The sequence below is a fragment of the Bifidobacterium pullorum DSM 20433 genome, from assembly GCF_000771405.1.
In the GTDB taxonomy this organism is placed as follows: Bacteria; Actinomycetota; Actinomycetes; order Actinomycetales; family Bifidobacteriaceae; genus Bifidobacterium; species Bifidobacterium pullorum.
The window spans coordinates 41729-67406 of the sequence record NZ_JDUI01000011.1; the positions used below are offsets into that span (position 1 = coordinate 41729).

At 63.4% G+C, this 25678-nt stretch carries 21 protein-coding genes; 6 read left to right on the forward strand and 15 right to left on the reverse strand.

The features are described from left to right. Nucleotides 1-100: 100 nt before the first annotated feature. The 7 genes from OU11_RS09245 to OU11_RS06665 all read right to left on the reverse strand — a co-directional run bounded on the left by OU11_RS09245 (nucleotide 101) and on the right by OU11_RS06665 (nucleotide 6698). Nucleotides 101-844 carry an alpha/beta fold hydrolase gene (locus OU11_RS09245; protein ID WP_152597108.1) on the reverse strand — a complete coding sequence of 248 codons (744 nt, stop codon included), beginning with the start codon at nucleotides 842-844 and terminating at the stop codon, nucleotides 101-103. A 43-nt stretch (nucleotides 845-887) separates the two neighbouring features. After that, nucleotides 888-1634: an alpha/beta fold hydrolase gene (locus tag OU11_RS09020; protein WP_081963508.1), complete on the reverse strand. Its 747-nt coding sequence runs from the start codon at nucleotides 1632-1634 to the stop codon at nucleotides 888-890. Nucleotides 1635-1796: 162 nt separating this feature from the next. After that, nucleotides 1797-1946: a winged helix-turn-helix domain-containing protein gene (locus OU11_RS09615; RefSeq protein WP_081963501.1), complete on the reverse strand. Its 150-nt coding sequence runs from the start codon at nucleotides 1944-1946 to the stop codon at nucleotides 1797-1799. A 105-nt stretch (nucleotides 1947-2051) separates the two neighbouring features. Continuing rightward, nucleotides 2052-3728, reverse strand: coding sequence for a glycoside hydrolase family 13 protein (locus tag OU11_RS06650; protein ID WP_152597111.1), 1677 nt, complete (start codon nucleotides 3726-3728; stop codon nucleotides 2052-2054). A gap of 79 nt (nucleotides 3729-3807) precedes the next feature. Further along, complete coding sequence (locus OU11_RS06655; RefSeq protein WP_033515482.1) at nucleotides 3808-4632, reverse strand: carbohydrate ABC transporter permease; 825 nt, start codon at nucleotides 4630-4632, stop codon at nucleotides 3808-3810. Between the two features lies 1 nt (nucleotide 4633). Further along, nucleotides 4634-5491 (reverse strand): carbohydrate ABC transporter permease, encoded by an 858-nt coding sequence (locus OU11_RS06660; RefSeq protein WP_033515484.1) that lies wholly within the window; start codon nucleotides 5489-5491, stop codon nucleotides 4634-4636. 91 nt (nucleotides 5492-5582) lie between these two features. Further along, nucleotides 5583-6698: an ABC transporter substrate-binding protein gene (locus OU11_RS06665; RefSeq protein WP_223224103.1), complete on the reverse strand. Its 1116-nt coding sequence runs from the start codon at nucleotides 6696-6698 to the stop codon at nucleotides 5583-5585. On the opposite strand from OU11_RS06665, the gene OU11_RS06670 reads away from it, so the two are divergent. After that, nucleotides 6583-7356, forward strand: a complete 774-nt coding sequence (locus OU11_RS06670; protein ID WP_081963503.1) for a substrate-binding domain-containing protein — start codon at nucleotides 6583-6585, stop codon at nucleotides 7354-7356. The genes OU11_RS06665 and OU11_RS06670 overlap by 116 nt on opposite strands. Before the next feature lie 52 nt (nucleotides 7357-7408). Here OU11_RS06670 and OU11_RS06675 read toward each other — a convergent pair whose 3' ends face one another. Genes OU11_RS06675 through OU11_RS06685 form a run of 3 tightly spaced genes read right to left on the reverse strand, consistent with a single transcriptional unit; the run spans nucleotide 7409 to nucleotide 10485 of the window. Next, entirely contained in the window at nucleotides 7409-8278 is an 870-nt protein-coding gene (locus tag OU11_RS06675; RefSeq protein ID WP_033515486.1) for a carbohydrate ABC transporter permease, read from the reverse strand. Beyond that, nucleotides 8278-9177, reverse strand: a complete 900-nt coding sequence (locus OU11_RS06680; RefSeq protein ID WP_033515488.1) for a carbohydrate ABC transporter permease — start codon at nucleotides 9175-9177, stop codon at nucleotides 8278-8280. Before OU11_RS06680 ends, OU11_RS06675 begins: the two co-directional genes overlap by 1 nt. A 9-nt stretch (nucleotides 9178-9186) precedes the next feature. Further along, nucleotides 9187-10485, reverse strand: coding sequence for an ABC transporter substrate-binding protein (locus tag OU11_RS06685; RefSeq protein WP_052122753.1), 1299 nt, complete (start codon nucleotides 10483-10485; stop codon nucleotides 9187-9189). A gap of 214 nt (nucleotides 10486-10699) precedes the next feature. Between OU11_RS06685 and OU11_RS06690 the strand changes: the two genes are divergently transcribed. Further along, nucleotides 10700-11914, forward strand: a complete 1215-nt coding sequence (locus OU11_RS06690) for an ROK family transcriptional regulator (RefSeq protein WP_052122754.1) — start codon at nucleotides 10700-10702, stop codon at nucleotides 11912-11914. Nucleotides 11915-11927: 13 nt separating this feature from the next. On the opposite strand, the gene OU11_RS06695 is transcribed toward OU11_RS06690, so the two are convergent. Beyond that, entirely contained in the window at nucleotides 11928-14144 is a 2217-nt protein-coding gene (locus OU11_RS06695) for an alpha-galactosidase (protein ID WP_033515490.1), read from the reverse strand. A 194-nt stretch (nucleotides 14145-14338) separates the two neighbouring features. Then, nucleotides 14339-14791, reverse strand: coding sequence for a nucleoside deaminase (locus OU11_RS06700; protein WP_033515492.1), 453 nt, complete (start codon nucleotides 14789-14791; stop codon nucleotides 14339-14341). A 255-nt stretch (nucleotides 14792-15046) separates the two neighbouring features. Between OU11_RS06700 and OU11_RS06705 the strand changes: the two genes are divergently transcribed. Continuing rightward, nucleotides 15047-17122, forward strand: coding sequence for a Na+/H+ antiporter (locus tag OU11_RS06705; protein WP_033515494.1), 2076 nt, complete (start codon nucleotides 15047-15049; stop codon nucleotides 17120-17122). A 70-nt stretch (nucleotides 17123-17192) separates the two neighbouring features. Here OU11_RS06705 and OU11_RS06710 read toward each other — a convergent pair whose 3' ends face one another. Next, the gene (locus tag OU11_RS06710) at nucleotides 17193-17951 is read right to left on the reverse strand and encodes an alpha/beta hydrolase (RefSeq protein ID WP_033515496.1); all 759 of its coding nucleotides are present in this window, start codon (nucleotides 17949-17951) and stop codon (nucleotides 17193-17195) included. A 383-nt stretch (nucleotides 17952-18334) separates the two neighbouring features. Between OU11_RS06710 and dcd the strand changes: the two genes are divergently transcribed. After that, nucleotides 18335-18916 (forward strand): dCTP deaminase, encoded by a 582-nt coding sequence (gene dcd, locus OU11_RS06715; RefSeq protein WP_033515498.1) that lies wholly within the window; start codon nucleotides 18335-18337, stop codon nucleotides 18914-18916. Nucleotides 18917-19272: 356 nt separating this feature from the next. Here the strand turns inward: dcd and OU11_RS06720 are convergent, their stop codons facing one another. Further along, nucleotides 19273-22239, reverse strand: a complete 2967-nt coding sequence (locus tag OU11_RS06720; RefSeq protein ID WP_033515501.1) for a cation-translocating P-type ATPase — start codon at nucleotides 22237-22239, stop codon at nucleotides 19273-19275. Nucleotides 22240-22532: 293 nt separating this feature from the next. On the opposite strand from OU11_RS06720, the gene OU11_RS06725 reads away from it, so the two are divergent. Further along, a complete protein-coding gene (locus OU11_RS06725; RefSeq protein ID WP_052122755.1) occupies nucleotides 22533-23402 on the forward strand; it encodes a formate/nitrite transporter family protein in 870 nt (289 codons plus the stop codon). Nucleotides 23403-23425: 23 nt separating this feature from the next. After that, nucleotides 23426-24415, forward strand: coding sequence for a 23S rRNA (guanosine(2251)-2'-O)-methyltransferase RlmB (gene rlmB, locus OU11_RS06730; protein ID WP_033515592.1), 990 nt, complete (start codon nucleotides 23426-23428; stop codon nucleotides 24413-24415). A gap of 68 nt (nucleotides 24416-24483) precedes the next feature. On the opposite strand, the gene OU11_RS06735 is transcribed toward rlmB, so the two are convergent. Continuing rightward, nucleotides 24484-25671, reverse strand: coding sequence for a glycoside hydrolase family 1 protein (locus tag OU11_RS06735; RefSeq protein ID WP_033515503.1), 1188 nt, complete (start codon nucleotides 25669-25671; stop codon nucleotides 24484-24486). Nucleotides 25672-25678: the final 7 nt, after the last annotated feature.

The window sequence follows — 25678 nt, forward strand, 5'->3', positions numbered from 1 at the left end:
TAAGTCGAGGGTGAAAAGAAAAAGGAACCCGACAGCCGGTAGGCTATCGGATTCCCGTTTTTTAACGTTTAGAGTTTTTAGCAAATTAGGATTTGCAATACTAGATAATATATTTATCCAGTCGATCAATCCACTCATTTGAATGCAGTAATGCGTCCTCACAATGTCCCTTTCCTTTTGAACAAATAGTTATGGAATTTTTATAATTTTTCTTGATATATTTAGCTACGTTTCTAAAAACAAATTCATTTATCTTTCCACCATAAAAATAAATAATCTGTGTATTGGGCGTATCAATATCTGAAGGAAGTTTAAATTGTCCAACTGCATATAAATATTTTTTTATGGTTTCATCTGATATATTATCTAACAGCTCTAAAAACACATCCAACATATCTTCTGTTACCATTGTATTTATTGCGTTTCGTACCACTTTTTGATTTCGTTCTCTTGCTTTTTTTGTTATAGACAAGTACTGTTTTATAAGCATTTGAGTCATATATTTTCCAAATGGTAAAAGTGGTGAACTTTCTAAAATAACCTTTTCAAAGGTAAGCCTTTTGTTTTTCCATAAATACGATGTTAAAACTCCACCCATGCTCATTCCATAAATTGCGTATATATGGTTAATAGATTTTGATATACAATAATTTTCTATCTCTTTTGCAGTATCATCAAAGGAATTGAACTCGGACTTCTCCTGCACATCATGCCCCGGCAAAATTGGCACAAGAATATGATAGTTCTCTTTATAATGCTCTATATAATCAATCCATATTTGATATGGACTTTCAAAACCATGAACAAGCATTATTGTTGGATTATTTGTATTGCCATATTCCAAAATACGCATTTTAAGCCCCCTCTTTACTTACACAAATTGGAATTTATCTTTGTTCTATTATTTCTAATAGTCTTCTTACATAATCACCTGCATGGTTTATTGAAAACTCTCCATGGTACATATTAGGAAGAACTTGTATAGAACTATTCTGTAGTTTTTTATGAATTAGTTCTGCCGACTTTTTCATTGAGTGATTTTCTTTTTCTCCGACAAAAATATGAACTATTGCTTCGCTCTCTTCAATCCCATCTTTTAAGGAATATAATGAGTTTTCCTGTAAAAAAGCAATCATATCGCTCTTTGTTATTGCACAAGTATCTTTGTAATAATTATCAAACAAATGCTGCTTTATTCGTAATGATTTGAATTGTAATTTTGAAAACCATTTATACTTTATCAAACCATAACAACTCCCAAACGCAGGCTTAATCATAAAATATGTGAATTTTGAAGGTATTACAAGTGCGCTTTCCACTATTGCATACTTACATATATCCTTACGTTGAGATAAAATTTCAAGTAAAATCTGTCCTCCAAGTGATAGTCCTCCAATCAATAAAACGGAACCATCCAGTTTATCATTTATAAATTCTATAATCTCTAAAGCATTATTTTCTATCGTTGTAAATCGTTTATCACTTCCTGCATGACCGTCTAATACAGGTATAATTATATGATAATTCGTTTGTAGCATTTCAGCAATTTCTTTGTAATTCCACCATGACAAACCACCTCCATGTAAGAGGATAATTACATTACTATTTCCTTTCCCATATTCAACATAGTTCAACCTTTTCACCTCGCTGTAAAATTCAAATTTGTCTTTTCCTCATTATACCTTTTCTGTCAGCCATTGAGAAGATATTTTCATTATTCCTGATAAAAATATCTGCAGCTACTAAATAAGAAAGCGTAACCCGGCAGCCGGTGAAGGCCAGCGGGTTCCTGTCCTTTATTCCTTTGGTATGACGAACTTATATCCGGTATGGATCACGGTCTGGATATAAACCGGCTGCGCCGGATCAGGCTCTATCTTCTTGCGGAGCTGGTGGATGATACTGACAACAGAACAGGCCCATTTGCGCGGGATTATGCACAGCACACAGTAGTCAACGGTTGAAAAACCGGTGCCAACGGGCCGGTTCGCGCACCCAAGTCAACAGCTGCAGTATATGGGATGGGGCGCTGACGGCCGCACGATCGGTCGTCAGCGCCCCGTCACCAGGTCAGGCCAACCAGACGGCGGTTTCCGGAGGCAACACCTCCGCACCCACCCTTCATCCGACGAGACCAGCACGGTGGCATCCTCGGGCAGCGGCACACTGCGCTCGCCCGAGAAGTTCACCATCACGGTCATGCCGGAAGGCAGCCGCCAGGCCAGCAGGTCGGGTTCCTCGGCGGACAGGCCGTCCAGCCAGGTCATTGCGGTGTCCGCCCCGCGGGCCACCCAGGTCCGGCGCAACGCCACGGCCTCACGGTACAGCTCCAGCGTGGAGCCGTCGACCCCGTCCTGGGTGTCGGCCGCATAGTCGGCGAACCAGGCGGGCTGGGGCAGCCATGCGGCACCGGTGCCGTTGAACCCGAACGACGGGCCCTCCGCCGACCACGGCAGCGGCACGCGGCAGCCGTCCCGCCCCTTGAACCGGTGTCCGCTGCGTTCCCAGTTCGGGTCCTGCAGCTGGTCGGGCGTCAGCTCCAGATCCTCGGGCAGGCCGAGCTCCTCGCCTTGGTAGATGAACGCGGTGCCGGGCAGACCGAGCATGATCAGCGCGGCCGCACGGGCGCGACGCCATGCCGAGGCGGCGTCGATGACCGGATCAGTCCCGTTCGACGTCACCCACGCCTCCACGTCCGCACCGGCCGGCACCCCGAGCCGGGAGGCGACGCGCGGCACATCGTGGTTGCCGAGCACCCAGGTGGGCGCGGTGGCCGCCTGGCGGGCGCAATCGACGGTGCGTTCGATGATCGACCGGTAATCGTCGCGGTCCCAGACCGCCTTCTCCAACGAGAAATCGAAGACGGCACCCAGCTCGTCCTGCCGCGCGTACTGGAAGATGCGCGGGGTGAACGGCTGCCAGGACTCGCCGATCGCGTACTTGGCAGGCACATACTCGTTGAACAGTTCGCGCCAGGCACGGTAGATCGTGTGCACCTCGTCGCGGTCCCAGATCGGGTCGGAGCCGTCGGCGGCCTGCGGGCCCATGACGTTCGGGTCCGGGCGGTCGCGCAACGGGTCGCGCAGGTCCTTGGCCAGGCCGTGCGAAACGTCGATGCGGAACCCGTCCACGCCCTTGTCGCACCAGAACCGCAGCACGCGCAGGAACTCCTCGCGGACCTCCGGGTTATCCCAGTTCAGGTCCGGCTGTTCCTTGGCGAACAGGTGCAGGTAGTACCAGCCGTCGCCGCAGGGCTCCCACGCGGAGCCGCCGAAGTTGCTCAGCCAGTTGGTCGGCGGCAGTTCGCCGTGGTCGCCGCGGCCGCGCCGGAACACGTACCGGTCGCGTTCCGGGGAGCCGGGGGCGGCGGCGATCGCCTCCTGGAACCACCGGTGCCGCTCCGACGTGTGGTTCGGGACGATGTCCACGATGACGCGGATGCCGCGGGCGTGCGCCTCGGCGACGAGCCGGTCGAAGTCGTCCATCGTGCCGAATCGGGGGTCGACGGCGCAGTAGTCGGCCACGTCGTACCCGCCGTCGGCCTGCGGCGAGGGGTAGAACGGGGAGAGCCAGACGGCGTCCACGCCGAGGGCGTTCAGATAATCGAGACGGGCGATGACGCCGTTCAGATCGCCGTCGCCGTCGCCGTCGCAGTCGGCGAAGGACCGCGGGTAGATCTGGTAGATGACGGCGTCGCGCCACCAGTCTCGTTGTTCGTCGATGGTCATAGTCATGCCTCACAATTCACGTTGCGTTGCGGCCATCGAACGGGGATGCCGACGGCCGCAACACTTGGGCGGGATGCGGTCAGCCCTTGACGGAGCCTGCCAGCATCGCGCGGATGAAGTACCGCTGCAGGATGATGAACAGGATCATCGTCGGCGCCATGATAAGCAGCGCGCCCGCATTGAGCAGCACCACGTCGGTCTGGTACTGGCCCACGAAGGACTGCAGCGCGCCGGCCATCGTGCGCTTGTTCGGATCGTTGATGAGCACAACCGCCAGCAGGAACTGGTTCCAGGTGGACAGGAACGTCAGGATGCCGAGCGAGGAGAGCGCGGGCAGCGCCAACGGCAGCTGGATCGACACGAAGGTGCGCCAGTGGCCGGCGCCATCGATGGAGGCGGCCTCCATCAGGTCGCGCGGCATCTGCTCGAAGTGCGAACGCATCCACATGATGCCGAACGGCATGTTCAGGCCGATCATCGGCAGGATGAGCGCCCAACGGGTGTTGAGGATGCCCATCGCGTCCACCTCGTAGTACAGCGGGGTGACGAGCGTTTCGAACGGGATCGTCAGACCGATCATGAACAGCAGCATGATCAGGCCGCGGCCCGGCACCTTGAGCTGGGCCATGGCGTAACCGCCGAGCGCGGAGAACAGGATCACGGCCGGCACCACGCCGATCACCAGAATCAGGCTGGACTTGAGCAGCGGGGTGATGTTCGCGATGTTCCACGCGTCGATGAAGTTCTCCCAATGCGGGGCGGTGGTGAACTGGATGCCGGTGGGCATCGAGCCCTGCGGCTGGAGGGCCGCGGAGAGCATCGAGATGAACGGGATGATCGAGAAGATGATCGTCAGGGCGAGCACGAGGTTGCCGATCGTACGCACGGACATGGACTGCTTCATCTCACTCCCCCTTACCCTGGACGAGCCGCTGCAGCGGGCCGACGACCAGCAGCACCAGCACCATCAGCACGATGGCGAGCGCCGAGGCCAGGCCGACGCGGCTCTGCGTGAACGCGAGCTGGTAGACCTGCACGCCGGGGACCATGGTCGAGTAGCCGGGGCCGCCCTGCGTGGACATGAACACCACGTCGAAGCTGGCGAGCGCGGCCACGACGGTCATGGTCAGGCAGACGCTGAGCTGGCCGCGCAGACCGGGGATGGTGATGGCGAACAGCTGCCGCCACCAGCCGGCGCCGTCGAGGCTGGCCGCCTCGTACAGCGAGACGTCGATCGCGCCGATGCCGCTCAGCAGCAGCACGACGCAGAAGCCGAGCTGGAGCCAGAAGCCGATGATGCCGACCGCGGACAGGGCCGTGGCCTGATCGCCGAGCCAGGTGTGGGTGGCGCCGTCGAGGCCGAGTCCGCGCAGGATCTGGTTGACGGTGCCGTCGTCGGCGAGCATCCAGGTCCAGGCCACGCCGGCCGCGGCGCCGGGGATGACGCGGGGCAGGAACAGGCAGACCTGGGCGAAGGTGCTGGTGGCCTTGTGCTTGATGTCCTTGATCAGCGCGGCGGTGATCAGGCCGAGGACGATCGGCAGGATCGAGAAGAAGATGATGAGGAAGAACGCGTGGCCGATGCTGCCGATGAGCTTGGGATCGGTGAACACCTTGATGTAGTTGTCGATGCCGACGAAGGTGCTGGCGTCGATGCCGTTCCAGTCGTAGAACGAGTACCAGGCGGTCTGGATGATCGGCCACAGTTCGAACACCGCGTAGAAGATCAGCGCGGGTGCGAGGAAGAGGTATCCGGCGATCACCGTCGAGGGGCGGCGGCGATCGGCCCTTCCGGCCCGCGCCCTTACGCGGGCCGGAAGGGGTGTTGGTGGGCTTGGACTTGGCCATGGCGAACTACTTTCCGAGTTCCTCTTCGTACGCGGACTGCACGATACCGGGGAATTCCGCGGCGTCGAGGGAGCCGTCGAGCAGCAGCTGGAAGTTCGGGATCAGGGTGCTGGACTGGATGCCGGCGGTCGCGTTGTTGATGAAGTCGGTGGTGGCGCCATCGCTCATCAGGTCGCCGTAGACGGTGAGCATCTCGGTGACCAGCGCGTCGCCGCTGGTGGGCAGTTCGCCGTCGCCGGCCGGGGCGTAGCCGCTGTTGTCGATGACGATCTGGCGGGCCTCCTCGGTGGTCAGGTAGTCGAGGAAGGCCGCGGCGGCGTTCTTGTTCTTGGCGTTGGCCGGGATGCCGAAGGCGGAGCCGGCGTTCAGGGCGGCGGTGGCCGGGTCGGATTCGGTCGTGCCCGGGTAGGAGGTGAAGCCGGCGGCGTCACCCATGGCCTCGGAGACGGAGGCGACGTTCCAGTTGCCGCTGGGGAAGAACAGGCCTTCGCCGGCGGTGAAGCGGCCGAGCGCGGTGGAGGCGTCGACGGCGTTCACGTCGCTGGGCAGGTAGCCGGCCTCGGCCCACGACTGCAGCGTTTCGGCCGCGGTCTTGGCCGCGTCGGTGTCGAAGGACGCGCCGTCGTTCTGGACAATCCAGCTCTGGACGGCGTCGGCACCGCCGGCGTTGACCATCAGCGCCTGGTAGATGAAGGAGGCGCCGCCGTCCTTGCCGGGGAGCATCATCGGCAGGATGCCGGCGTCCTTGGCCTTGGCCATGGCGTCCTCCAGCTCCTCCATGGACTTGGGGGCCTCGGTCAGGCCGATCTTGGCGCCCAGGTCCTTGTTCCAGAACAGGCCGGTCATCGACAGGCTGCTCGGCACGGCGTACAGGTCGCCGTCGGCGCCAATCTGGCCCTCATCATCCACGCGGTAGATGGTGGTCTGCGCGTCCGGCAGCTCCCAGCCATAGGCGTCGGCGTATTCCTCAAGATTGGTCAGATGGTTGCCGCGCACGGCTGAGCCGATGTCGGTGACGCGGGCGATGTCCGGGGTGTCGGACGAGGAGATGATGCGCGGACCGTTCTGCGAGCTGACGCTGTGGGACGGCGCCGGCCTGAAGACCCTGGACGACGCGCTGATCGCCGGATTCGCGCTCAACGAGGACGAGAAGCGGGCGCTGATGGGCATGGCCATGCCCATCGTCTCCGTCAACGCCTCCGACCTGACCTACTGCCAGATGTCCATCGCCATCGACGACGAGAGCTCCGAGGCCCAGATCGTGCGATATCTGGCCGCCCTCGGACATCGCAGGTTCTGCTACATCGGCCGCGCGGACCCGATCTCCGGTGACGATTGGGGCTTCGATGCCCGCCCCCGCGGCTATCAGGATGAAATCGCCGAACTGGGGCTTCAGGATTGCGGGATGATCTTCATCGACGTCAACGACCGGAACGCCATCCGGCAGGCTGTGGCCTCGCTGGTCTCCATGCCCGACCGTCCGACCGCCATCTGCACCTGGGCGGATCAGCTGGCGCTGCCGGTCATCCACGACCTGGAGGCGATGGGGCTGCGCGTGCCCGGGGACATCTCCGTATTCGGATTCGACGGTTCGGATATGGCCGCCGCGGTCAACCTGAGCACGATGGCGCAGCCTGCAAGGGAGATCGGACGGATGGCGGCCCGGCATGCGTTGAACCTGGTTGACGGCGGCACGCCGGACGAGGCGACCATCGTCGTGCCGACCACGCTGGAACCCGGCGGCACCGCCGGCCCGGCACGCATGCCGGACAATAACTGAAAAGGGTGTTGGCGGGTTAACCGCCAACACCCTATAAGCACAGGGCTGTCCTTTACTTGACCGCGCCCCTCATTACGCCACTGATCACCCACCTCTGGGCGAAGACGTACACGATGAGCACCGGGGCCATCGCCATCAGGTAGGAGGCGAACGCCATCGGATAGTTCGACGTGAACTGGCTCTGGAACACGTACTGCGCCAGCGGGATCGTCTGGTTGCCCTGATCGGTCAGCGTGATCAACGGCAGCAGGAAGTCGTTCCACGCCCACAGCACGGTCAGGATGGCGATCGTGGAGTTGATCGGGCCCATCAGCGGGAAGATGATGGTCCAGAAGATGCGCCAGGTGCTGGCGCCATCCACGCGGGCGGCCTCCTCCAGCGACACCGGAATCGAGCGGATGAAGCCGATGGCGATGAACAGGTTGGAGCCCAGGCCCAGGATGGTGTACAACAGCATCAGACCGAGCTGGTTGTCCAGGTGCAGCGAACCCATCTGGTGCGCGATCGGCAGCATGATGACGGTGAACGGCACGAACATCATGGCCAGGAAGAAGTAGTACAGGAAGCGGAAGAACCGCTTGTCCATGTTCCTGGCCACCGCGTACGCCACGAACGTATTCGTCAGCAGCGTCAGGCAGACGGCCACCACGGTGATGATCGCCGAGTTGAGCGCCGCCTTCGGGTAGTCGATGTAGTTCCACGCGTCGGCGAAGTTATGCCATTCCCAGGTGGTCGGCAGGCTGAACGTGCCGGCCTCGGCCGGCGTCTTCAGCGCGGTGACGATCGTGAAGTACAGCGGGATGAGGATGGTCAGCGAGAACACGGCCACCACCGCGGTCAGCCACCAGTTGATCTTGTGGTCCTTGCGGAAGCCCTCCCGCTTGGTGTATGCCCTCTTGGGCGACTTCGTTGTGCTGGTCATCAGATCTGCTCCTTGCCGCTGAAGAACTTCAACTGGATGAATGCGAGGATGGCCAGGACGATGAAGAACGTCACGGCGTTGGCCATCTGGTACGAGTACTCGCCGTTACCCAGACCGTTCGAGAAGATGAGGTACGAAACCGTTTCGGTCTTGGAATCCGGGCCGCCACCGGTCAGGGCCACGACCTGGTCGAACATGCTCAGCGAGTTCTTCAGGCTGAGCACCATGTTGATCGTGAAGAACGGGCCGATCAGCGGGAACGTGATCTGCCAGAACCTCTGCCAGGCGTTCACGCCGTCGATGTCGGCCGCCTCATAGACCTCGGTGTCGATGGTCTGCAGGCCGGCCAGGTACAGCAGCGTGGAGTAGGCCACGCCCTGCCAGATCGACAGGAACGCGATCGGGAACCACGCCAGGTCCGGGTTGGTCAGCAGCGACGTGGACAGCCAGTCGATGCCGAGCGCCTGACCGATCTCGGGGATCGGGACCATGAAGATGTACTTGAACACGTAGCCGATGACCAGCACGGCCAGCATGTACGGTACGAAGAAGAGCGCGCGGAACCCGTTCTTGAACGCGATCTTCGAGTTGAGCAGCACCGCCAGGAACAATCCGAGGAAGTTCTGCCCGACGGTGATCACCACCGCCATCACGATGGTGAAGATGTACGCGTTGCCCACGCGGCTGTCGGAGAACATCGCGATGAAGTTCTTCAGACCGATGAAGTCCCAGGTGCCGTATCCCTGCGAGTTGGTGAGCGAGTAGAACGCACCCTGCAGGAACGGCCAGTACAGGAAGATCGCGACCAGGATCGCCGCGGGCACGGTCATCCAGTAGAACGCCGGATCGACCTTGCGGGTGGAGTACCGGCTGACCTTGTTCTTTGTTGCCTTTGCCATTGTTGTCTCCTACCTGAAGTTACGGGCCTGGACCTTGTCGTACTCGGTCTGCATCGAGTTGAGGAACTGGTCGACGTTGCCGGTGTTCACCAGCGTCTGCAGGAAGCCGGCGATGTTGATCGACGAGGACATGTAGTGGTCGCAGAAGTCGGTGATCCGGTTCTCCTCGAAGAACGGCAGCACGGTCTCCAGCGCCGGTTCGCCCACGTAGGTCTCCTTGAGCGGGCCGAATGCGGACTGCGCATCGCAGTAGTCCTCGAGCGTCTTCTCCTCCATCAGGAAGTCCACGAACTCGCGGGCCTCGTCGTAGTGGTCGGTGTGCGCGCCGATGGTCAGCATCACGTCGTCGCCGGCGGTCAGCTTCTGCTCGGCGGGGTCGTCGGTGGCCGGCATCTGCGCGAAGACCAGCTCCATATCCGGGTTGATCAGCCGCACCTGCGGGATGGCGTAGGTGCCCAGCGGCAGGGTGGCCGCCTTGCCGTTGGCGAAGTCCTGCGTGGCCTGCTGGTAGGTGACCGACGGATTGGTCTGCGTGTAGTTCTGGAAGATCTCGACGAGCTTCTCGCTCACCGGCCGCCACAGGTCACCGAAGGTCTTCGTGCCGTCCTTGATGTTCTGGTATTCGCTCTCCGGCACCAGTGTGGAGTTCAGCGACGACAGCGGCGCCTGCAGGGTCCATGCCTCGGCCATCGACGCCTCCACCGGGGTGATGCCGGCGTCCTTGAACGTCTGGAGCGCGTCCAGATACTCCGACCAGGTGGTGGGGGGGTTGTACGGGTCCAGACCGACCGACTCCCACAGCTCCACGTTGATGATGTATCCGGAGGCGTTGCCCGCGTACGGGATCGCGTACAGGCGCTTGCCGTCCGGGTCGTCGGTCTGCACGAGGTTCTTGGCGATCTCGACCATGCCCTCGTTCAGCTCGTCGACGATCGGATCGTCGGTGAAATCATGGAACACGCCGGCCTCGGCCAACAGACCGTAGTTGATGTCGCCGTTGATGGTGATCACGTCCGGCTCGCGGTCCTTGACCAGACGGGTGCGCAGATCGGTGACCGCGTTCGGGGAGTTGTTCACCGTGATCTTGATATTCGGATGCGTCTCCTCGAATTCCCGCGCCTTCTGCGTGAACCAGTCGCTGGCTTCGGTCTTGTACTGGAAGAAATCAATCGTCACCGTGCCAGCATCAGCCGCACCACATCCCGCAAGGGATGCACCCAACGCGACCGCAACGGCGGCTCCGGCGAGGCGACGCGGCCAGCGCGATGCCGGGTGTTGCCGTCCCGGCTCCGCGGCGGACCACCGCATCGTACGGAAAACAGGTTGCATTATCGACTCCTTTATCCTCATGTCCACGGCCAGGGCATCGTTACCCTGTCCCGTGTTCAACGGTGCCACCCCGGCTTTTTCATTCCCAGTCTTGGCGTGCCCACCACCAATCCGCAACAAAATGGACCGTCATTTCTTTCAGACGGAAAGAAAATACCTATACTGGTAATCAGCACACACGTCAGGGAGATCTATGGACACCAACCTCAGCCGCACAGACCGAACCGACCTCCACGTCATGGAGTTCCCCCACTGGTTCCACCGGTCGGACCACACCCACCGCGTCGCCGCCGCCATCCTCAAGCACGGGCCGATCGCCCGGACCACGCTGGCCCAGGACCTGGGGCTGTCCCAAGGCGCACTGTCGCGCATCACCAGCGACCTGATCTACGACGGCGTCGTCGAGGAGTCCTCCACGGAACCCGACGGAGCCGCCGAGCCACGCGAGCGGCGCGGCAGACCGCAGACCGCGCTGCGCATCCGTCAGAACGCGCGCACCTTCGTCGGCGTCAAGATCAACGCGCACCTGGCCACCGCGGTTGCCATCGACGCGCGCAGCATCATCGTCTCACGCCCGCACAGCCACGCGATCGCAGAACAGACGCCTGACGTCCTGGCTCATACCGTCGCCGAACTGGTGACCGCATGCACGGCCGATCTGGCGGATGCGCACCTGCCAACGCCGACGGCCATCGGCATCGCCGTCGGCGGCCATATCGTAGACGACACCATCGTGACCTTCGCGCCGTTCCTGCACTGGGAGGGGCGGATACCGTTCGCCGCACTCGTCGAGCAGTCGACCGGACTGCCCACGCGCCTGTACAACGACATCGACTCGCTGCTCGTCGACGCCTGCTGGTTCGGCGGCGGCGTGGGGTATGACAACTTCGCGATCCTCACCATCGGGACCGGCATCGGCTATTCGCTGGCCTTCCACGGCACGCCGATCAACTACCCCGACAAGACATACGGTCTGGCCGGACATATCCTGATCGACCCGGACGGGCCCCGCTGCGTGTCGGGGCACCGCGGCTGCGCACAATGCCTGACCAGCGACTCCATTGCGGAGGAATACTCGCAGATGATCGGCAAGGCCGTCACCTTCGACGACTTCGGACGCGATGCCCGGGCGGGACGGGCACTGGCCACCAGACTGGTGAACCGCACCTGTTTCCGGCTGGGCACGCTGATCGCCGCCATCGCCAATCTGGCCATGCCGGACAAGGTGATGATCGCCGGCGAGTCCGCGTTCATCGCCCGCTTGGGCACCGACGCCATCCGCGACGGCATCAACAACTACCGGCACAACCAGAGCGCCCCGGTGGTCTTCGAGATCATCGACCACGATTGGGCGCTCTGGGCCAAGGCGGCGGCCAGCCGCGTCCTCATCCGCTACATCGAACGCTGACGCGGTCGCCGCGTCACTGCTTCACGGCAGTGAACAACACGGCCTGCGCGGGATGCAGGGACGGCGGACGGATGCCGTAGGTCTGCAGCGCGCGGCCGGTCAGGCACACACCGTCGGCGTTCCACCAGCCGAGCGGCGACTGGCCATTGGTGATGTCGAGGCTCTGCCCGTCGGTGACGTTGAGCTTCAACTCGCGGTTCATGTCCAGCGGCATCACCCGATACACCGCATCCGGATCCAAGCCGGGCAGACGCACCGGAGCGGCCGGATAGGTCTGCGATGTGGTCAGCTGGGTGAACCGGTACACGGCGCGGGCCTTGTCGGCGCTGACCACGCCGTCCAGACGGACCGCGGGATCGCCTTCGTCGCCATGCACCACCGTGCCGGTGGCGAAATCGGCGCGATGGCGCTTGTACTCGGCCACCCATACGCCCAGCTTGTCCAGGTCGCCCTGCGGCTCCTTCAGCAGGTTCCACTCAATGCCCATATGCCCGAAGAACGCCATGGCCATGCGCATCTCCTGGCTCGTGCTGCGATGCGTGGAATGCGCGGGGCTGGCACCCACATGCTCGCCGATCATCTCAGGCGGCACCAGCAGCGACGTGTAGCGCTGGATGTCGGCACGCTCCACCGGGTCCACGCAGTCGGAGGCCCAGATGCGGTCCGCCACCTCCAGGATGCCCAGATCCACGCGACCGCCGCCCGACGAGCAGCTCTCAATCTCCAAGCCGGGGTGAGCGGCCTTCAGATCGCGGAAGATGCGGTAGACGGCCAGCGTCTGCTCATGCACGGCGGGACGCGCGTTCTCCGGCGAGAACGCCTCGGTGACCAGCTTGTTGTGATCCCACTTGATATAGTCGATGCCCAATTCTTCGACCAGCTTGTCCATGCAGTCGTACACGTAGGCGTAGGCCTCCGGGTTGGTCAGATCGACGACCTGCTGGCAACGGCCCTGCATCGGCAGGCGGTTGGCCGTGGGCTTGAGCACCCAATCCGGATGGTTGCGGAACATCTCGGAATCCGGATTCACCATCTCCGGCTCGAACCACAGGCCGAACTGCATGCCCTTGCCATGCACGTAATCGGCGAGCGCCTTGAGGCTCTTCGGGCCTTCGGGCCATACCGACTGGGCGATCTGCCAGTCGCCCAGGCCGGAGGTGTCGTCGCGACGGGAGCCGAACCAGCCGTCGTCCACCACGAAACGCTCCACGCCGCTGTCGGCGGCCTTGTCGGCGAGCGCGACCAGCGTGTCATAGTTCTGGTCGAAGTACACGGCCTCCCAGGTGTTGAGGATCACCGGACGCGGCTTGATGGCCATCTCGGGATGGCAGGAGCGCACATACCGGTGGAAGCGGGAGGCGACCTCGTTCAGGCCGTCGCCGTACGCGCCATACACCCACGGCGTCTCGTATGCGGCGTTGTGGGGCAACGTCACTTCGCCGCCGAACAGGATCTCCCCGCCGCCGATCACGGGCTGCGTATAGGGCAGACGTTCGGCGGACAGCAGGCTGTTGCCGCTCCATGCCACATGTGTGGAGTACACCTCACCGTGTTCGAATCCGAATCCGGGGGCGCCCACTGTCAGCAGCAGCGAGGCGTCGAAGTCGGGGCGGCCGGCCACATAGGTACGCTGGAACCGGCCGATGGTCAGCGGCTGGCGCTGCGGGGAGCGCTCGCGCAGGTGGTGGCCGGTGGTGGTCAGGATCTCGGTGGCCCAGCCGGGGACGGCGAAGCCGAGTTCGACCTTGCCGATTTCCAGTTCGCCGTAGGCCAGGTTGCGGATGGCGGCACGCTGGCGGAGCAGACCGGAGGGGTCGAGCTCCATCGTCCAGGTCAAGGCCACCTGCTGTTCGGCGTCCTCGGCGGTCACGGTGACGGCGGGGCGATCGCCTTCGGTCAATGTGGTGTCGGTCACGGTGAACCGGCAGAACACCTCCACGCCGTCGCGGCGCAGCGCCAGGCGCGGTTCGCCGATCCAAGCCTCCGCCTGAGTCGGCAGCACGCTCGGCCACGGCGTGTAATCGAGCGCGCCGGACACGCGCTGGGGGCGCAGGGCGTCGGCGGCGTCCACGACCGTTTCAGGGTGAGTCATGGGGCGACCCCAGTACACAAGCCGCGGCAGTTCCCCTTCGGGGAACGCCAACGCAAACGCCACGCCGGCTTCGGGCTGCTCCGCATACACCGCAACCACGGCATCGGATTCATTGGACAATGCAACAATGCGCGCCATTGCACCACTCCTTCATGGGTCGGATCGGTTGGTTGATGGTTCCGATGGTAGAGCGAACGGCTTTATTTGACCGGCAACGGAGTGTTTTGAGTTTTGGAAAAAAATAAGGGTTCGCACTACCTCGAATTGAAACCACCGCAGTGGCGGAATTTCAACCCTCGCCACCTGATACCGCGAGGTAGTGCGAACCCGCCTCAGCGACGCGTCGCAAAAAACTCCCCCAGGAGGGCCGCACACTCCTTTTCCCGGATGCCGCCGATGACCTCGGGGCTGTGGCCGATGTGCGGATCGCGCGGGATGTCCCACACCGAGCCGCAGGCGCCCAGCTTGGCGTCCCACGCGCCGAACACGATGCGCCCGATATGCGTCTGCAGACAGGCACCCGCGCACATCGGGCACGGCTCCAACGTCACGACCAGCGTGCAATCGGCCAGATTCCATGCCCGATGGGCATCGGCTGCGGCCTGTTGCATCGCCAGCACTTCGGCGTGGGCCAGCGGATCGCCGTTGTCCTCGCGCCGGTTCCGTCCCTCGCCGATCACGCGTCCCTCGGCGTCGAGCACCACGGCGCCCACCGGCACATCGCCCTCGGCCGCAGCCTGTTGCGCGAGCGCCAATGCGCGCCCCATCGCCTCGTCGTTCGTCATGCCGTCCAGTCTAGCGACCGTCAGGCATCCCGCCCGCGACGAGGAGCTCCGTTCGGGTGAACACCTGTCAGACCCGACGTACCCATATATATGGGAGAGCCACGCCGAACATGGCCAGGACGCCGGCACCATCCACGGCCAAGCCCATCCGCACGGGCACCGTCCGTGCAATCGGCGGGTTTTCCTACCATGAGTAATGAGCGGCGTTCATGCCCGGCCATCACCATTGGCCACCGCCGTGCAGAGAGGAGCACCATGGATGTATTCACGTTGATTCTCTGCGTGCTGGCGGCGGTGGTGCTTTCCTCGTTTCTCAGCCGGTTCCTGCCGAAGATCTCGACGCCGCTCGTGCAGATCGCGCTCGGCGTGCTGGCCACCTATCTGCCGTTTTTCCCCGAAACGGATCTGGACCCTGAGCTGTTCATGGTGTTGTTCATCGCGCCGCTGCTGTACCTGGAGGCGCATGAGATCGACAAGTCGGCGCTGTTCAAATCGCTGAAGATCTCGCTGTCGTTGGCCATCGGCCTGGCGATCGCCACGATGCTGGCCGTGGGGTTCACCGTGCACTCGTTCTGGCCCGCAATCCCGTTGGCCGCGGCGTTCGCGCTCGGCGCCGCGCTGGGACCGACCGACGCGGTGGCGGTCAGTTCGCTGGGCAAGGAGGCGGCGCTGACCCAACGCCAGCTCAGCGTGCTCAAGGGCGAATCGCTGTTCAACGACGCCTCCGGCATTGTGGGCTTCCAGTTCTCGATCCTGGCGGCGGTGACCGGCGCCTTCTCGCTGGGTGAGGCCGCCGGGGAGTTCGCGGTCTCGTTCATCGGCGGCACGTTGTTCGGTCTGGCGGTCGGCATCGTGGTCAACTGGCTGTTCGAGACGATCCGCTCGCTGGGTTGGGAGACCACGACCACACGCATCCTGATGGAACTGTTCCTGCCGTTCCTGCTGTATCTGGCCGCGGAGGACATTGCGCACGTCTCCGGCATCCTGGCGGTGGTGGCCTGCGGTCTGCTGGTGCGGTTCGACCACACGGGCATCGGGCCGAACGTGGCGCGCACCAACATCGTGTCCTCCAGCGTGTGGGCGGTGCTGTCGTTCAGTCTCAACGGCGCGGTGTTCATCCTGCTGGGCATGCTGCTGCCGGACGCGATGAGCCGCAGCTGGGAGGATCCGGGCGTCAGCAACACGATGCTGATCAGTGTGATCCTGCTGGTCTCGTTGGTGGTGATCGTGATGCGGTTCCTGTGGGTGGCCGCGATGCTGCGCATCACCAAGGACCAGCACACGGGCAAGCGCCGCCGGATGACGGCCGGCCGGTGGCGTTCCGCCGCGGTGATGACCTTCGGCGGGCCGAAGGGCACGATCACCCTGTCGCTGATGCTGACGATCCCGTTCTTCACCGCATCCGGCGCGTTGTTCCCGATGCGCGACGAGCTGATCTTCATCGCCTCCGGCGTCATCATCGTCACGCTGCTGCTGGCGAACTTCCTGCTGCCGTTGATCGCCCCGAACCATGGAACGGACGAGTCGCAGGAGATCACCGAGATCACGATCGACGTGCTGCGTCGCACGGTGGAGGAGCTGACGCAACGCATCACCACGGAGAACCGCCGTGCGGTGCTGATGGTCATCGACTCGTACACCAAGCGCATCACCAGGCTCAAGCAGCGCATCGGCGGCGTGGATCCGCACGGGTTCGAGCAGCTGCAGATCGACGCCCTGTACTGGGAGAAAGACTTCATCAAGGAGCGGCTGGCCTCGCTTCGCCAGTCGGACGCCGCCGACGCCCATGACCGGGATCTGAACATCGAGGCCTGCGAGCGCATGCTCGACCAGATCATGGACACCTTGCGCCATGCGGCGGACCATGATTCCTCGGGGCACGCCGTCTCCCAGATTCGCGGCCGGGTCCGCGCCATGCAGCGGCGTACAGAGGCGCTGACGCGGCGTGTGGTCAGCAAGATCCGGCGCACCACCCCGCTGCTGAACGAGGATGAGGTGTTGGAGCGGGTGCGGGCGCTGCAGGTCGAGGCCATCGAGCATGTCATCAACCGCCTGTATGACGAGATCCGCGGCACCCGGTACAGCACCGAGCACTGCTCGCTGCTGCTGCTCGACTACCGACGGGCCGAGGCCACGTTGCGCGCACGCCCCAGTGTGGGGGCCGGTACGGCCGCGTTCACGATGGCCGACGACGTCAAGCGCGAAAGCTACGGCATCGAGCTGGGCATCATCCAGGACATGTTCGAGTCCGGCGACATCACGCGTGCGCAGGCCCGCGCATTGCGACGCAACGTGTATGTGATGAGCGTGGACGCCGACGCAAGCATCTGAGCGACCGGCGCGCGCCGCTGGGCCGCGGCCCGCATCGGCGCCCGGCAAGCAGGCGCGATCCGGCCCGGCCTTACATCATGCCGGAGGCGATGTCGTGCGTGACGAGCCACTGGCGGATGTCGGCAAGCTCCTGCAGGTTGACCGCATGGTCCAGGTCCCAGTAACACTGGGACGTCAACCAGGTGTGTTCCTCCAGCCACGCCTCGGTGGCGTGCAGTTCACTGCGCGGGATGATGCCGTCACGGTCGCCGTACCCGTAGAACATCGGTGTCTCCCGCTCGGCGAGACGGTCATCCGCGGGCGCGGTACCGGGAACGGTTCCGGGCGCGAGGAATCCGGACAGGCTGATGGCGGCGCGGTATCGTTCGGGATGCACCCGCAGCAGATGGATGGCCAGCAAACCGCCCTGCGAGAAGCCGATCGGCACCACATCGCGGTCGTCGGCGATGTTTTCCGCCACCCACGCGTCGATCGCCCGCGCGGCGGCGTATGCGTCGTAATCGAGATCGTCGCCCGAGGGCACGCAGTCATGGAACCATGAGTACGCGCCGGCGCCGAATCCGAACTCCCCCATGGTGAATCCGGGAAGCTTCAGCGGCGCGCGCAGCGAGGCGAAGTCGTTGTATGGGGCGATGTGCCGCATCAGGTCGGCCAGGTCCTCCTCGTTGGAACCCCAGCCGTGCAGGCACAGGAACATCGGACGGCGTGGGGCCGCATTGCCTCCGCCTCGGGACCAGGCCACGTCGGTCACCGTCAGTGGCTCGCCGAACCTGCCCGGCACCACGGTGGATTCACGTCCGATCAACGACTGCTGCTCGAATTCGCTCATATCCACACTATATCCCGACCTCGTTTCGGGCACCCCTCCGGGCTCGGTTACGGATGGTCGGACAAGAAAGAACCCCGGTGGGGTTGACCACCGGGGCGAGAAAGGAGAGAGAAGAAGAAAGGGTTCAATTGTCGGGAACTGCTGCGGCTCCTGGCCAGCTGTTGTGCTGACAGTTATTATGAAACCACCCGATTCTGGGCACATGTCTGAGGTTTTCTGATAAGTTCCTGAAAAACCTGAACAATAGATGAATGCACCGGGCATGCCCGGAGTTTCGACGGCCATGCAACTCCGCCTGCGCGTGCGGCGCTAGACTGGTGAGCAGAGAGTGTGATATCCGACCGCGCGACCGGATGGGTGCGCGGCAACGCAAAGGAGACCCGATGCTGCTGTCCGACCGCGACATCCTCGCCGCCCAGGCCGACGGCCATATCTCGTTGGAGCCCTGGACCCCCGAGATGGTCCAGCCCGCTTCGATCGATGTGCGGCTCGACCGTTTCTTCCGGCTGTTCAACAACCACGCCTACACCTACGTGGACCCCGCCGAGAACCAGGGCGCGCTGACCGAGCAGTTCGAGGTGGCGTCGGACGAGCCGTGGATCCTGCATCCCGGCGAGTTCGCGCTGGGCTCCACATGGGAGTACGTCAAGCTGGACAACACGATCGCCGCACGGCTGGAAGGCAAGAGCTCGCTGGGCCGCCTCGGCATCCTGACCCATTCGACGGCCGGATTCATCGATCCGGGCTTCGAGGGGCACATCACGTTGGAGCTGTCGAACGTGAGCACGCTGCCGGTGAAGCTGTGGCCGGGCATGAAAATCGGCCAGATGTGCTTCTTCCAGCTGTCGTCGCCGGCCGAGCACCCGTACGGCTCCAAGGAGACCGGCTCGCACTACCAGGGCCAGCGCGGCCCGACCCCGAGCCGTTCCTACGTGAACTTCTACAAGGCCGCAATCACCGACTGAGTACAGCGGCGATCGCGGCCCTCATCGGGCTTGACGGCTGCTGCCGTATGGCGTGCCGAAGCACGCCGATAGGACCAAAAGTCGCAGCAGCCCCATGCCACTGCATCAAAAGGACCAGTTGCCCGGCGCCGAGTGACCCTTTTGGCGCAGTAGCACTGGTCAACTGCGTCAGAAGAGCCAGGGCAGTGTCGCCAACTGCACCTTTTGACGCATAAACGCCGTAAGGCTGCGGCGAAGGACCAGCCAGTCGTGCACGCATATAGCAAGGCGCCCGTCCTCAACGCGATGAGGACGGGCGCCTTGGTTTCTCGGCTCAGGCCAGAGCCATCAAGCCGTCAGACCGGTCAACGCCGGGCTCAGCGGCTCGACTCCTTGCCATGCGCCTTGTCGATGGCGCGCATGATGGCCTTGTAGATCTCGGACGCGATGAGCACGAACGCGGCCAGGCAGATGCACTCGACCCAGGCCAGCGGGCTCAGCGGCGTGGTGCCGAACGGGCCGTTGAGGAACGGCACGTAGATCACCAGCAGCTGCAGCACGATGGACAGGGCGATCGCGCCCCACAGCCACTTGTTCGAGAACAGGCCGACGAACGCGGACTGGCGCGACGAGCGCGAGGCGAGCGCATTGAACAGCTGGGCGAACACGAGGATCGTGAAGCCCATCGTGCGGGCCTCGGTCAGCTGGGCCTCATGGCCGAGTGCGTCCACGGAGCGGTCGGTGAACAGACCGCCGGCCAGGTGCATATCCATGCCGATCAGCGTGACGGCGGCCATGATGATGCCGATGAACGCAATGTCGATCCACATATCGCGGTCGATCACATGGTCGGTGAGCTTGCGCGGCTTGCGGTTCATGACGTCCTCGGTCTGCGGGTCGACGCCCATGGCCAGGGCCGGGGCGGCGTCGGTCAGCAGGTTGATCCACAGCAGCTGCGTGGCGAGCAGCGGCAGGGTCACGCCGGTGGACTCGGGCTGGGTGATGCCCAGCACGCCGGCCAGCATGACGCCGCCGAACACGGTGAACACCTCACCGACGTTGGAGCTCAGCAGGTAACGCAGGAACTTGCGGATGTTGTCGAAGATGCCGCGGCCTTCGCGCACGGCGGCCACGATGGTGGAGAAGTTGTCGTCCGCCAGGATCATCTTGGCGGATTCCTTCGTGACCTCGGTGCCGGTGATGCCCATGGCCACGCCGATGTCGGCGGTCTTGACGGCCGGGGCGTCGTTGACGCCGTCGCCGGTCATGGCGGCGATGTTGCCCTGACGCTGCAGCGAGGACACGATCTTGAGCTTGTGCTCCGGAGCCACACGCGCGTAGACGGAGACCTCGGAGGTGGCCTTGTCGAACTCCTCGTCGGTGGTCAGCGCGTCGAGCTGGTCGCCGGTCAGCGCCTTGCCGTCCTTGGCGATGATGCCGAGGTCGGAGGCGATGCGGGCGGCGGTCAGCGGGTGGTCGCCGGTGATCATGACGGTGCGGATGCCGGCGCGACGGGCCTCGGCCACGGAGTCGCGCACCTCGGTGCGCGGCGGGTCGATGATGCCGACCATGCCGGTCCAGATCAGGTCGTTCTCGATGACGTCGCTCTGCTCGGCGATGTCGGAGACCTCGCCGGCGGCGTTGGCGCGGATGCCCGGCACGGCGGCCAGCGACGCGGTCTCAAGCGGGCGGTAGGCCTCGCCGAGGGTACGGTAGGCCTCGCCGGACAGGCGCTCGACGTCGGCCAGGATGTCCTGGCGGTCGCCGTCGGTGAGCGGGCGGACCTGGTTGCCGACCGCGATGCGCGAGCAGAAGCTCAGCAGCACGTCCGGGGCGCCCTTGGCGAACACGGTCAGGTTGCCGCCCTCGGTGTTGTCCTTGGCGATGATCGACATGCGCTTGCGCTCGGAGGTGAACGGCACCTCCGCCACGCGGGTGAAGCGTTCGGTGGCCTTGTCGGCCTTGGTCTTGCGGGCCGCGACGATCAGCGACACCTCGGTCGGGTCGCCAACGATCTCCCACTTGCCGTTGTTCTCACGCAGGTCGCCGTCATTCGCGAGCGTGCCGGCGACGAGCGTCGACAGCACCTCGGCGCGCACAGCCTCGTTGACGTCAGAGCCGTCCACGCCGACCATCTGGCCGACCGGCGCGTAGCCGGTGCCGGTGATCGAGACCTCGCCGGACGGGGTGACGACGCGTTCGACGGTCATCTCGTTACGGGTCAGCGTACCGGTCTTGTCGGAGCAGATCACGGAGGCGGAGCCCAGCGTCTCCACGGAGCTGAGCTTCTTGACGATGGCGTGGTGCTTGGCCATGCGCTGCACGCCGAGCGCGAGCACGACGGTCATGATGGCGGCCAGGCCCTCGGGCACGGCGGCCACGGCCAGCGAGACGGCCAGCAGCAGCGAGTCGATGACGTCCTCGATGCCGGTGAAGCCTTCGGTGATGAACAGAGCCACGATCACCAGCGCGGCGATGATGCACACGGCGATACCGAGGATCTTCGAGACGTGCGCGAGCTCCTTCTGCAGCGGGGTGGCCTCGTCTTCGGTCTGGGAGAGCATGTCGGCGATCTTGCCGACCTGCGTGTTCATGCCGGTGCCGGTCACGACGGCACGGCCGGTGCCCTGGGTCACGGACGTGCCGTTGAACACCATGTTGGCGCGGTCGCCGAGGGCCTTGGCACTTTCCAGCGTCTCCGGCTTCTTGCCGACCGGCACGGATTCGCCGGTCAGGCTCGCCTCTGCGATGCGCAGCGAGGCGGCGGTCAGCAGTCGGCCGTCGGCGGAGACGGTGTCGCCCTCGCCGAGCACGACGATATCGCCGGGGACGACCTCGGAGGTGTTCACGCGCACGACCTGACCGTCACGCAGCACGGAGGTCTGCGGGGCGGTCATCTGGGCGAGCGCGGCCACGGCCTGTTCGGCGCGGGCCTCCTGAATATAGCCGAGCACGGCGTTGACGATCAGGATCAGCACGATCACGATCGAATCGAACGGCAGCGGTTCGCCGCCTTCGGATCCGGGGGCCGCGTTCATGCGCTCGACGAACCACGCGATCGTGGAGATCACGGTGGCGGCCAACAGCAGATAGACCAGCGGGTCCTCGAACTGGGCCAGGAACTTCTTCCACTTCGGCACCGGCGGCGCGCTGGCCAGCTCGTTCGGGCCGAACTTCTCAAGACGGCGCTTGGCTTCGTCGGAGCTCAGGCCGGTGGCCGGGTCGACGTTCAGCGCCTTGGCTACATCATTGGCATCGGTCAGCGACGGGTCAACGTCATGCAGCAGGGCCTCCTGCGCCTTCGTCGCCTCCGACACATCGGTTTGATCATTGCGATCAACCATGGTTGTTGTTCTCCTCAATAAGCCGCGGAGTATTCAGTCCTCCCGACGCGGGCGGCGTGCGCACACGGCCGAGTCACGACTGCGCGGATATGGGCGCCGGGGCTTTTGCCGCCGACGCATACCCAGCCATTATAAGCAAAACCCTCTACCCGGCGCGAGCCACGGAAACCGGTCATATCAGCGGTTTCTGCCCCGTTCCGGTCAGGGCCCACGCCACCCCGACGCCCGCCTCTGCGAGATAGCTCACACCCGTACGCAGGGCGGATGCGGCCGCGGCGTGCCACACTGGAATCATGAACGTACAACCCCCATCGCCCACCACACCCTCCACCCGGCCCGTGGACCCGCTGTTCCCCGGGCGCACCTTCGTGAGCACCGTGCTCGACGCGCTGGACAGCAAGAAGACGATGACCGGCGAGCTGACGAGCAAGTACCTGCAGCGGGCCATCATGGCCGGCCTGTTCGTGGGCATCTTCTTCACGACGTACTTCGCGATCGTCGCGGCGTTCTCGACGGCCGGAGCCCCGGCCTGGGCGCCGGCGGCGGGCCGCGTGCTCGGCGCGGTCACCTTCGGCTGGGCGCTGGTACTCATCTTCTACACGAACTCGGAACTGCTCACCTCGAACATGATGATCGTGTCGATCGGCGCCTACCATCACCGCATCGGGTGGGCGCGGTCCCTGCGGATTCTGGCGCTGTGCTTCGCGGGCAATCTGATTGGCAGGCTGGTCGTGGCGGCGCTACTGCGCTGCTCGACCGTGACCGACGGCATGGTGCTCGAACAGATGGTCGCCGCCGTGCAGCTGAAGACCGGATACCTCCAGGCCGGGGCGGCCGGCGTGGCCGATCTGTTCGTGCGGGCGATCCTGTGCAACTTCTGCATCAACGTCGGCATGCTGATGGTCTACAACGGCAAGCTCACCAACGACTTCACCAAATGCGTGATCATGGTGACGGTGGTCTTCGTATTCGCGTTCCTCGGATTCGAGCATTCGGTGGCCGACTCGGTGCTGTTCCTCATCGTGGGGTTGCACGGCGTGGGCGATCCGCTGCTTGAGGTCGCGGCGGTCGGCGTGATCCTGCTGGGCAACTTCGTGGGCGGCGGCGTGCTGATCGGCCTGAACTTCGCCGTCATGAACGCCGAACCGCACCGCGCAGGTTGAGGGGTGCTGGGAGAATGGTGCGCATGGCTATGAAGAAAGGACCGACCAAGGGGTCGGGCGGCAAGCACCGCAACAAGCTGAAGGGCAAGGGCCCCACGCCCAAGGCCGAGGATCGCGTCTATCACAAGGCATACCGGGCCAAGAAGGCGGCCGATCGCCGCAAGATGGCCGATCCACGGCTGGCGGCCCGACGCCGCGCGGCCAAGTTCACCTCCGATTCGGACGATCTGGTGATCGGCCGCAACGCCGTGCTGGAGGCGCTGCGCGTGGGCGTGCCCTCGTCCACGCTGTATGTGGCCACCCGCATCGAGCATGACGACCGCACGCGCGACATCGTGCGCCTGGCCGGCCAGCGGGGGCTCAACCTGCTGGAGGCGGACCGCCTGGAGATGGACCGCATCGCCCGTTCGAGCAACCACCAGGGTGTGGTGCTCAAGGTGCAGCCGTTCGAGTATTCCTCGCTGCACGATCTGGTGGAGCGCGCCGACAAGAAGGCCAAGGCGATGGAGGCCGCGAACTCCGCCTCCGCGCGCATGGCCGCGCGTCCGCTGTTCATCGCGCTCGACGGCGTGACCGACCCGCAGAACCTCGGTGCCGTGATCCGTTCGGCCGCCGCGTTTGGCGCGAACGGTGTGATCCTGCCCGAACGTCGTTCCGCTTCGGTGACGGCCGCGGCGTGGAAGGTGTCGGCCGGTGCCGCCGCGCATATGCCGGTGGCCCGCGTGGTGAACCTGACCAAGGCCATCGAGAGCATGAAGGAGCGCGGCTATTACGCCGTGGCGCTGGACGGCGGCGGCGACAAGCTCGTCGGCGAGACCGGGTTCGAGACCGATCCGCTGATCGTGGTGCTCGGTTCGGAAGGCAAGGGCGTCAGCCGTCTGGTCCGCGAGGCCTGTGACGCGGTCGCCGGCATCCCGATCTCCGACATGGTCGAGTCGCTCAACGCCTCGGTGGCCGCGGGCATCAGTCTGTACGCCGTGGCGCGGGCCCGCCGCGAGGCCGCCGCGAACTGACGGTCAAGACGAAAAAGGGGAGGGCTCGCGATGGCCGGCCCTCCCCGGAAGTCCCGCGCGCGATACCGCTAGCGCGCGGGATGACTCAGCACGCCGGAGCGTGAGACGTTGCCCAGCCACTCCAGCGAGGGGCGGGGGTGCCGTTCGAACGTGTCCTTGTCCCAGCCGATGAGGCCGAAGGTGGGCCGGAACGATCCCCACTCGTAGTTGTCCAACAGCGACCAGTGCAGGTAACCGAGCACGTCGATGCCGTCGGACATCGCGTCATGCAGGCCAGCGAGTGCATCGTAGGTGTAGTCGATGCGGCGTGCGTCGTTCGCGGTGGCGATGCCGTTCTCGGTCACGAAGATCGGCGTGTGCCCGCCGACCTCCCAGGTGTGCCGTACGGCGATGCCCAGCGCCGGCGGGAAGTACTCCCATCCGGTCAGCGTGCGTTCGGCGTTCGGGTCGGTCGGCACCGGGCCGTCCTTGCCGATGAAAGTGCGCAGGTAGGCCTGCACGCCGATGAAGTCGTCGCCGGCGGCCGCTTCGGTGAAGTAGTCCTCGCGCGGATACTGGTACGCCTCCATCTCGGCCTCGCATCCGGGTACGGCGTGGAAGGCCTGGCAGGCGATCGTCCAGCCGGATTTGATGGTCGGAATGGTCGAAAGCACCTCGCGGGCGCTACGGTGCGCGGCGACGAGATTCTCCGAGATCTCCGGATCCGGATAGGGCAGCGACGCGGCGATGAAGTCGGAGCCCTCCGTGCCGCCACGCGTCAATGCCACCATATTCGGTTCATTGAGCGTACACACCCAGGTCACGTCGTGCAGGATCGGCAGCACGTACTCGACGTACCGTCGGAACCGCTCCACCGCGTCCGCCCGGCGCCATCCGCCCTGCTCGGCGAACCACAGCGGCAGCGTCATGTGGTACAGCGTCACCATCGGCTCCACACCGTACTGGCGGCAGGTGTCGATCATGCGGCGGTAGTGCAGCAGCTGCGCCTTGGAGAAGCAGCCGCATTCCGGTTCGATGCGCGCCCATTCGATGCTGAACCGGTACATCCGCAGCCCGGAGGCCGCCAACAGGCGGATGTCCTCCTCGAAGCGGTTGTAGCTGTCGCAGGCGTCGTTGGACGCTTCGCTCAGGTCGGTGTTGGGCGAATGCTCGCGCGCCCACCAGTCGCTGGACACGTTGTTCCCCTCGATCTGGTGCGCCGCGGTGGCGGCACCCCAGATGAAATCGTTCGGGAACGTGTAGGAAGGTGCTGTCATGACAACC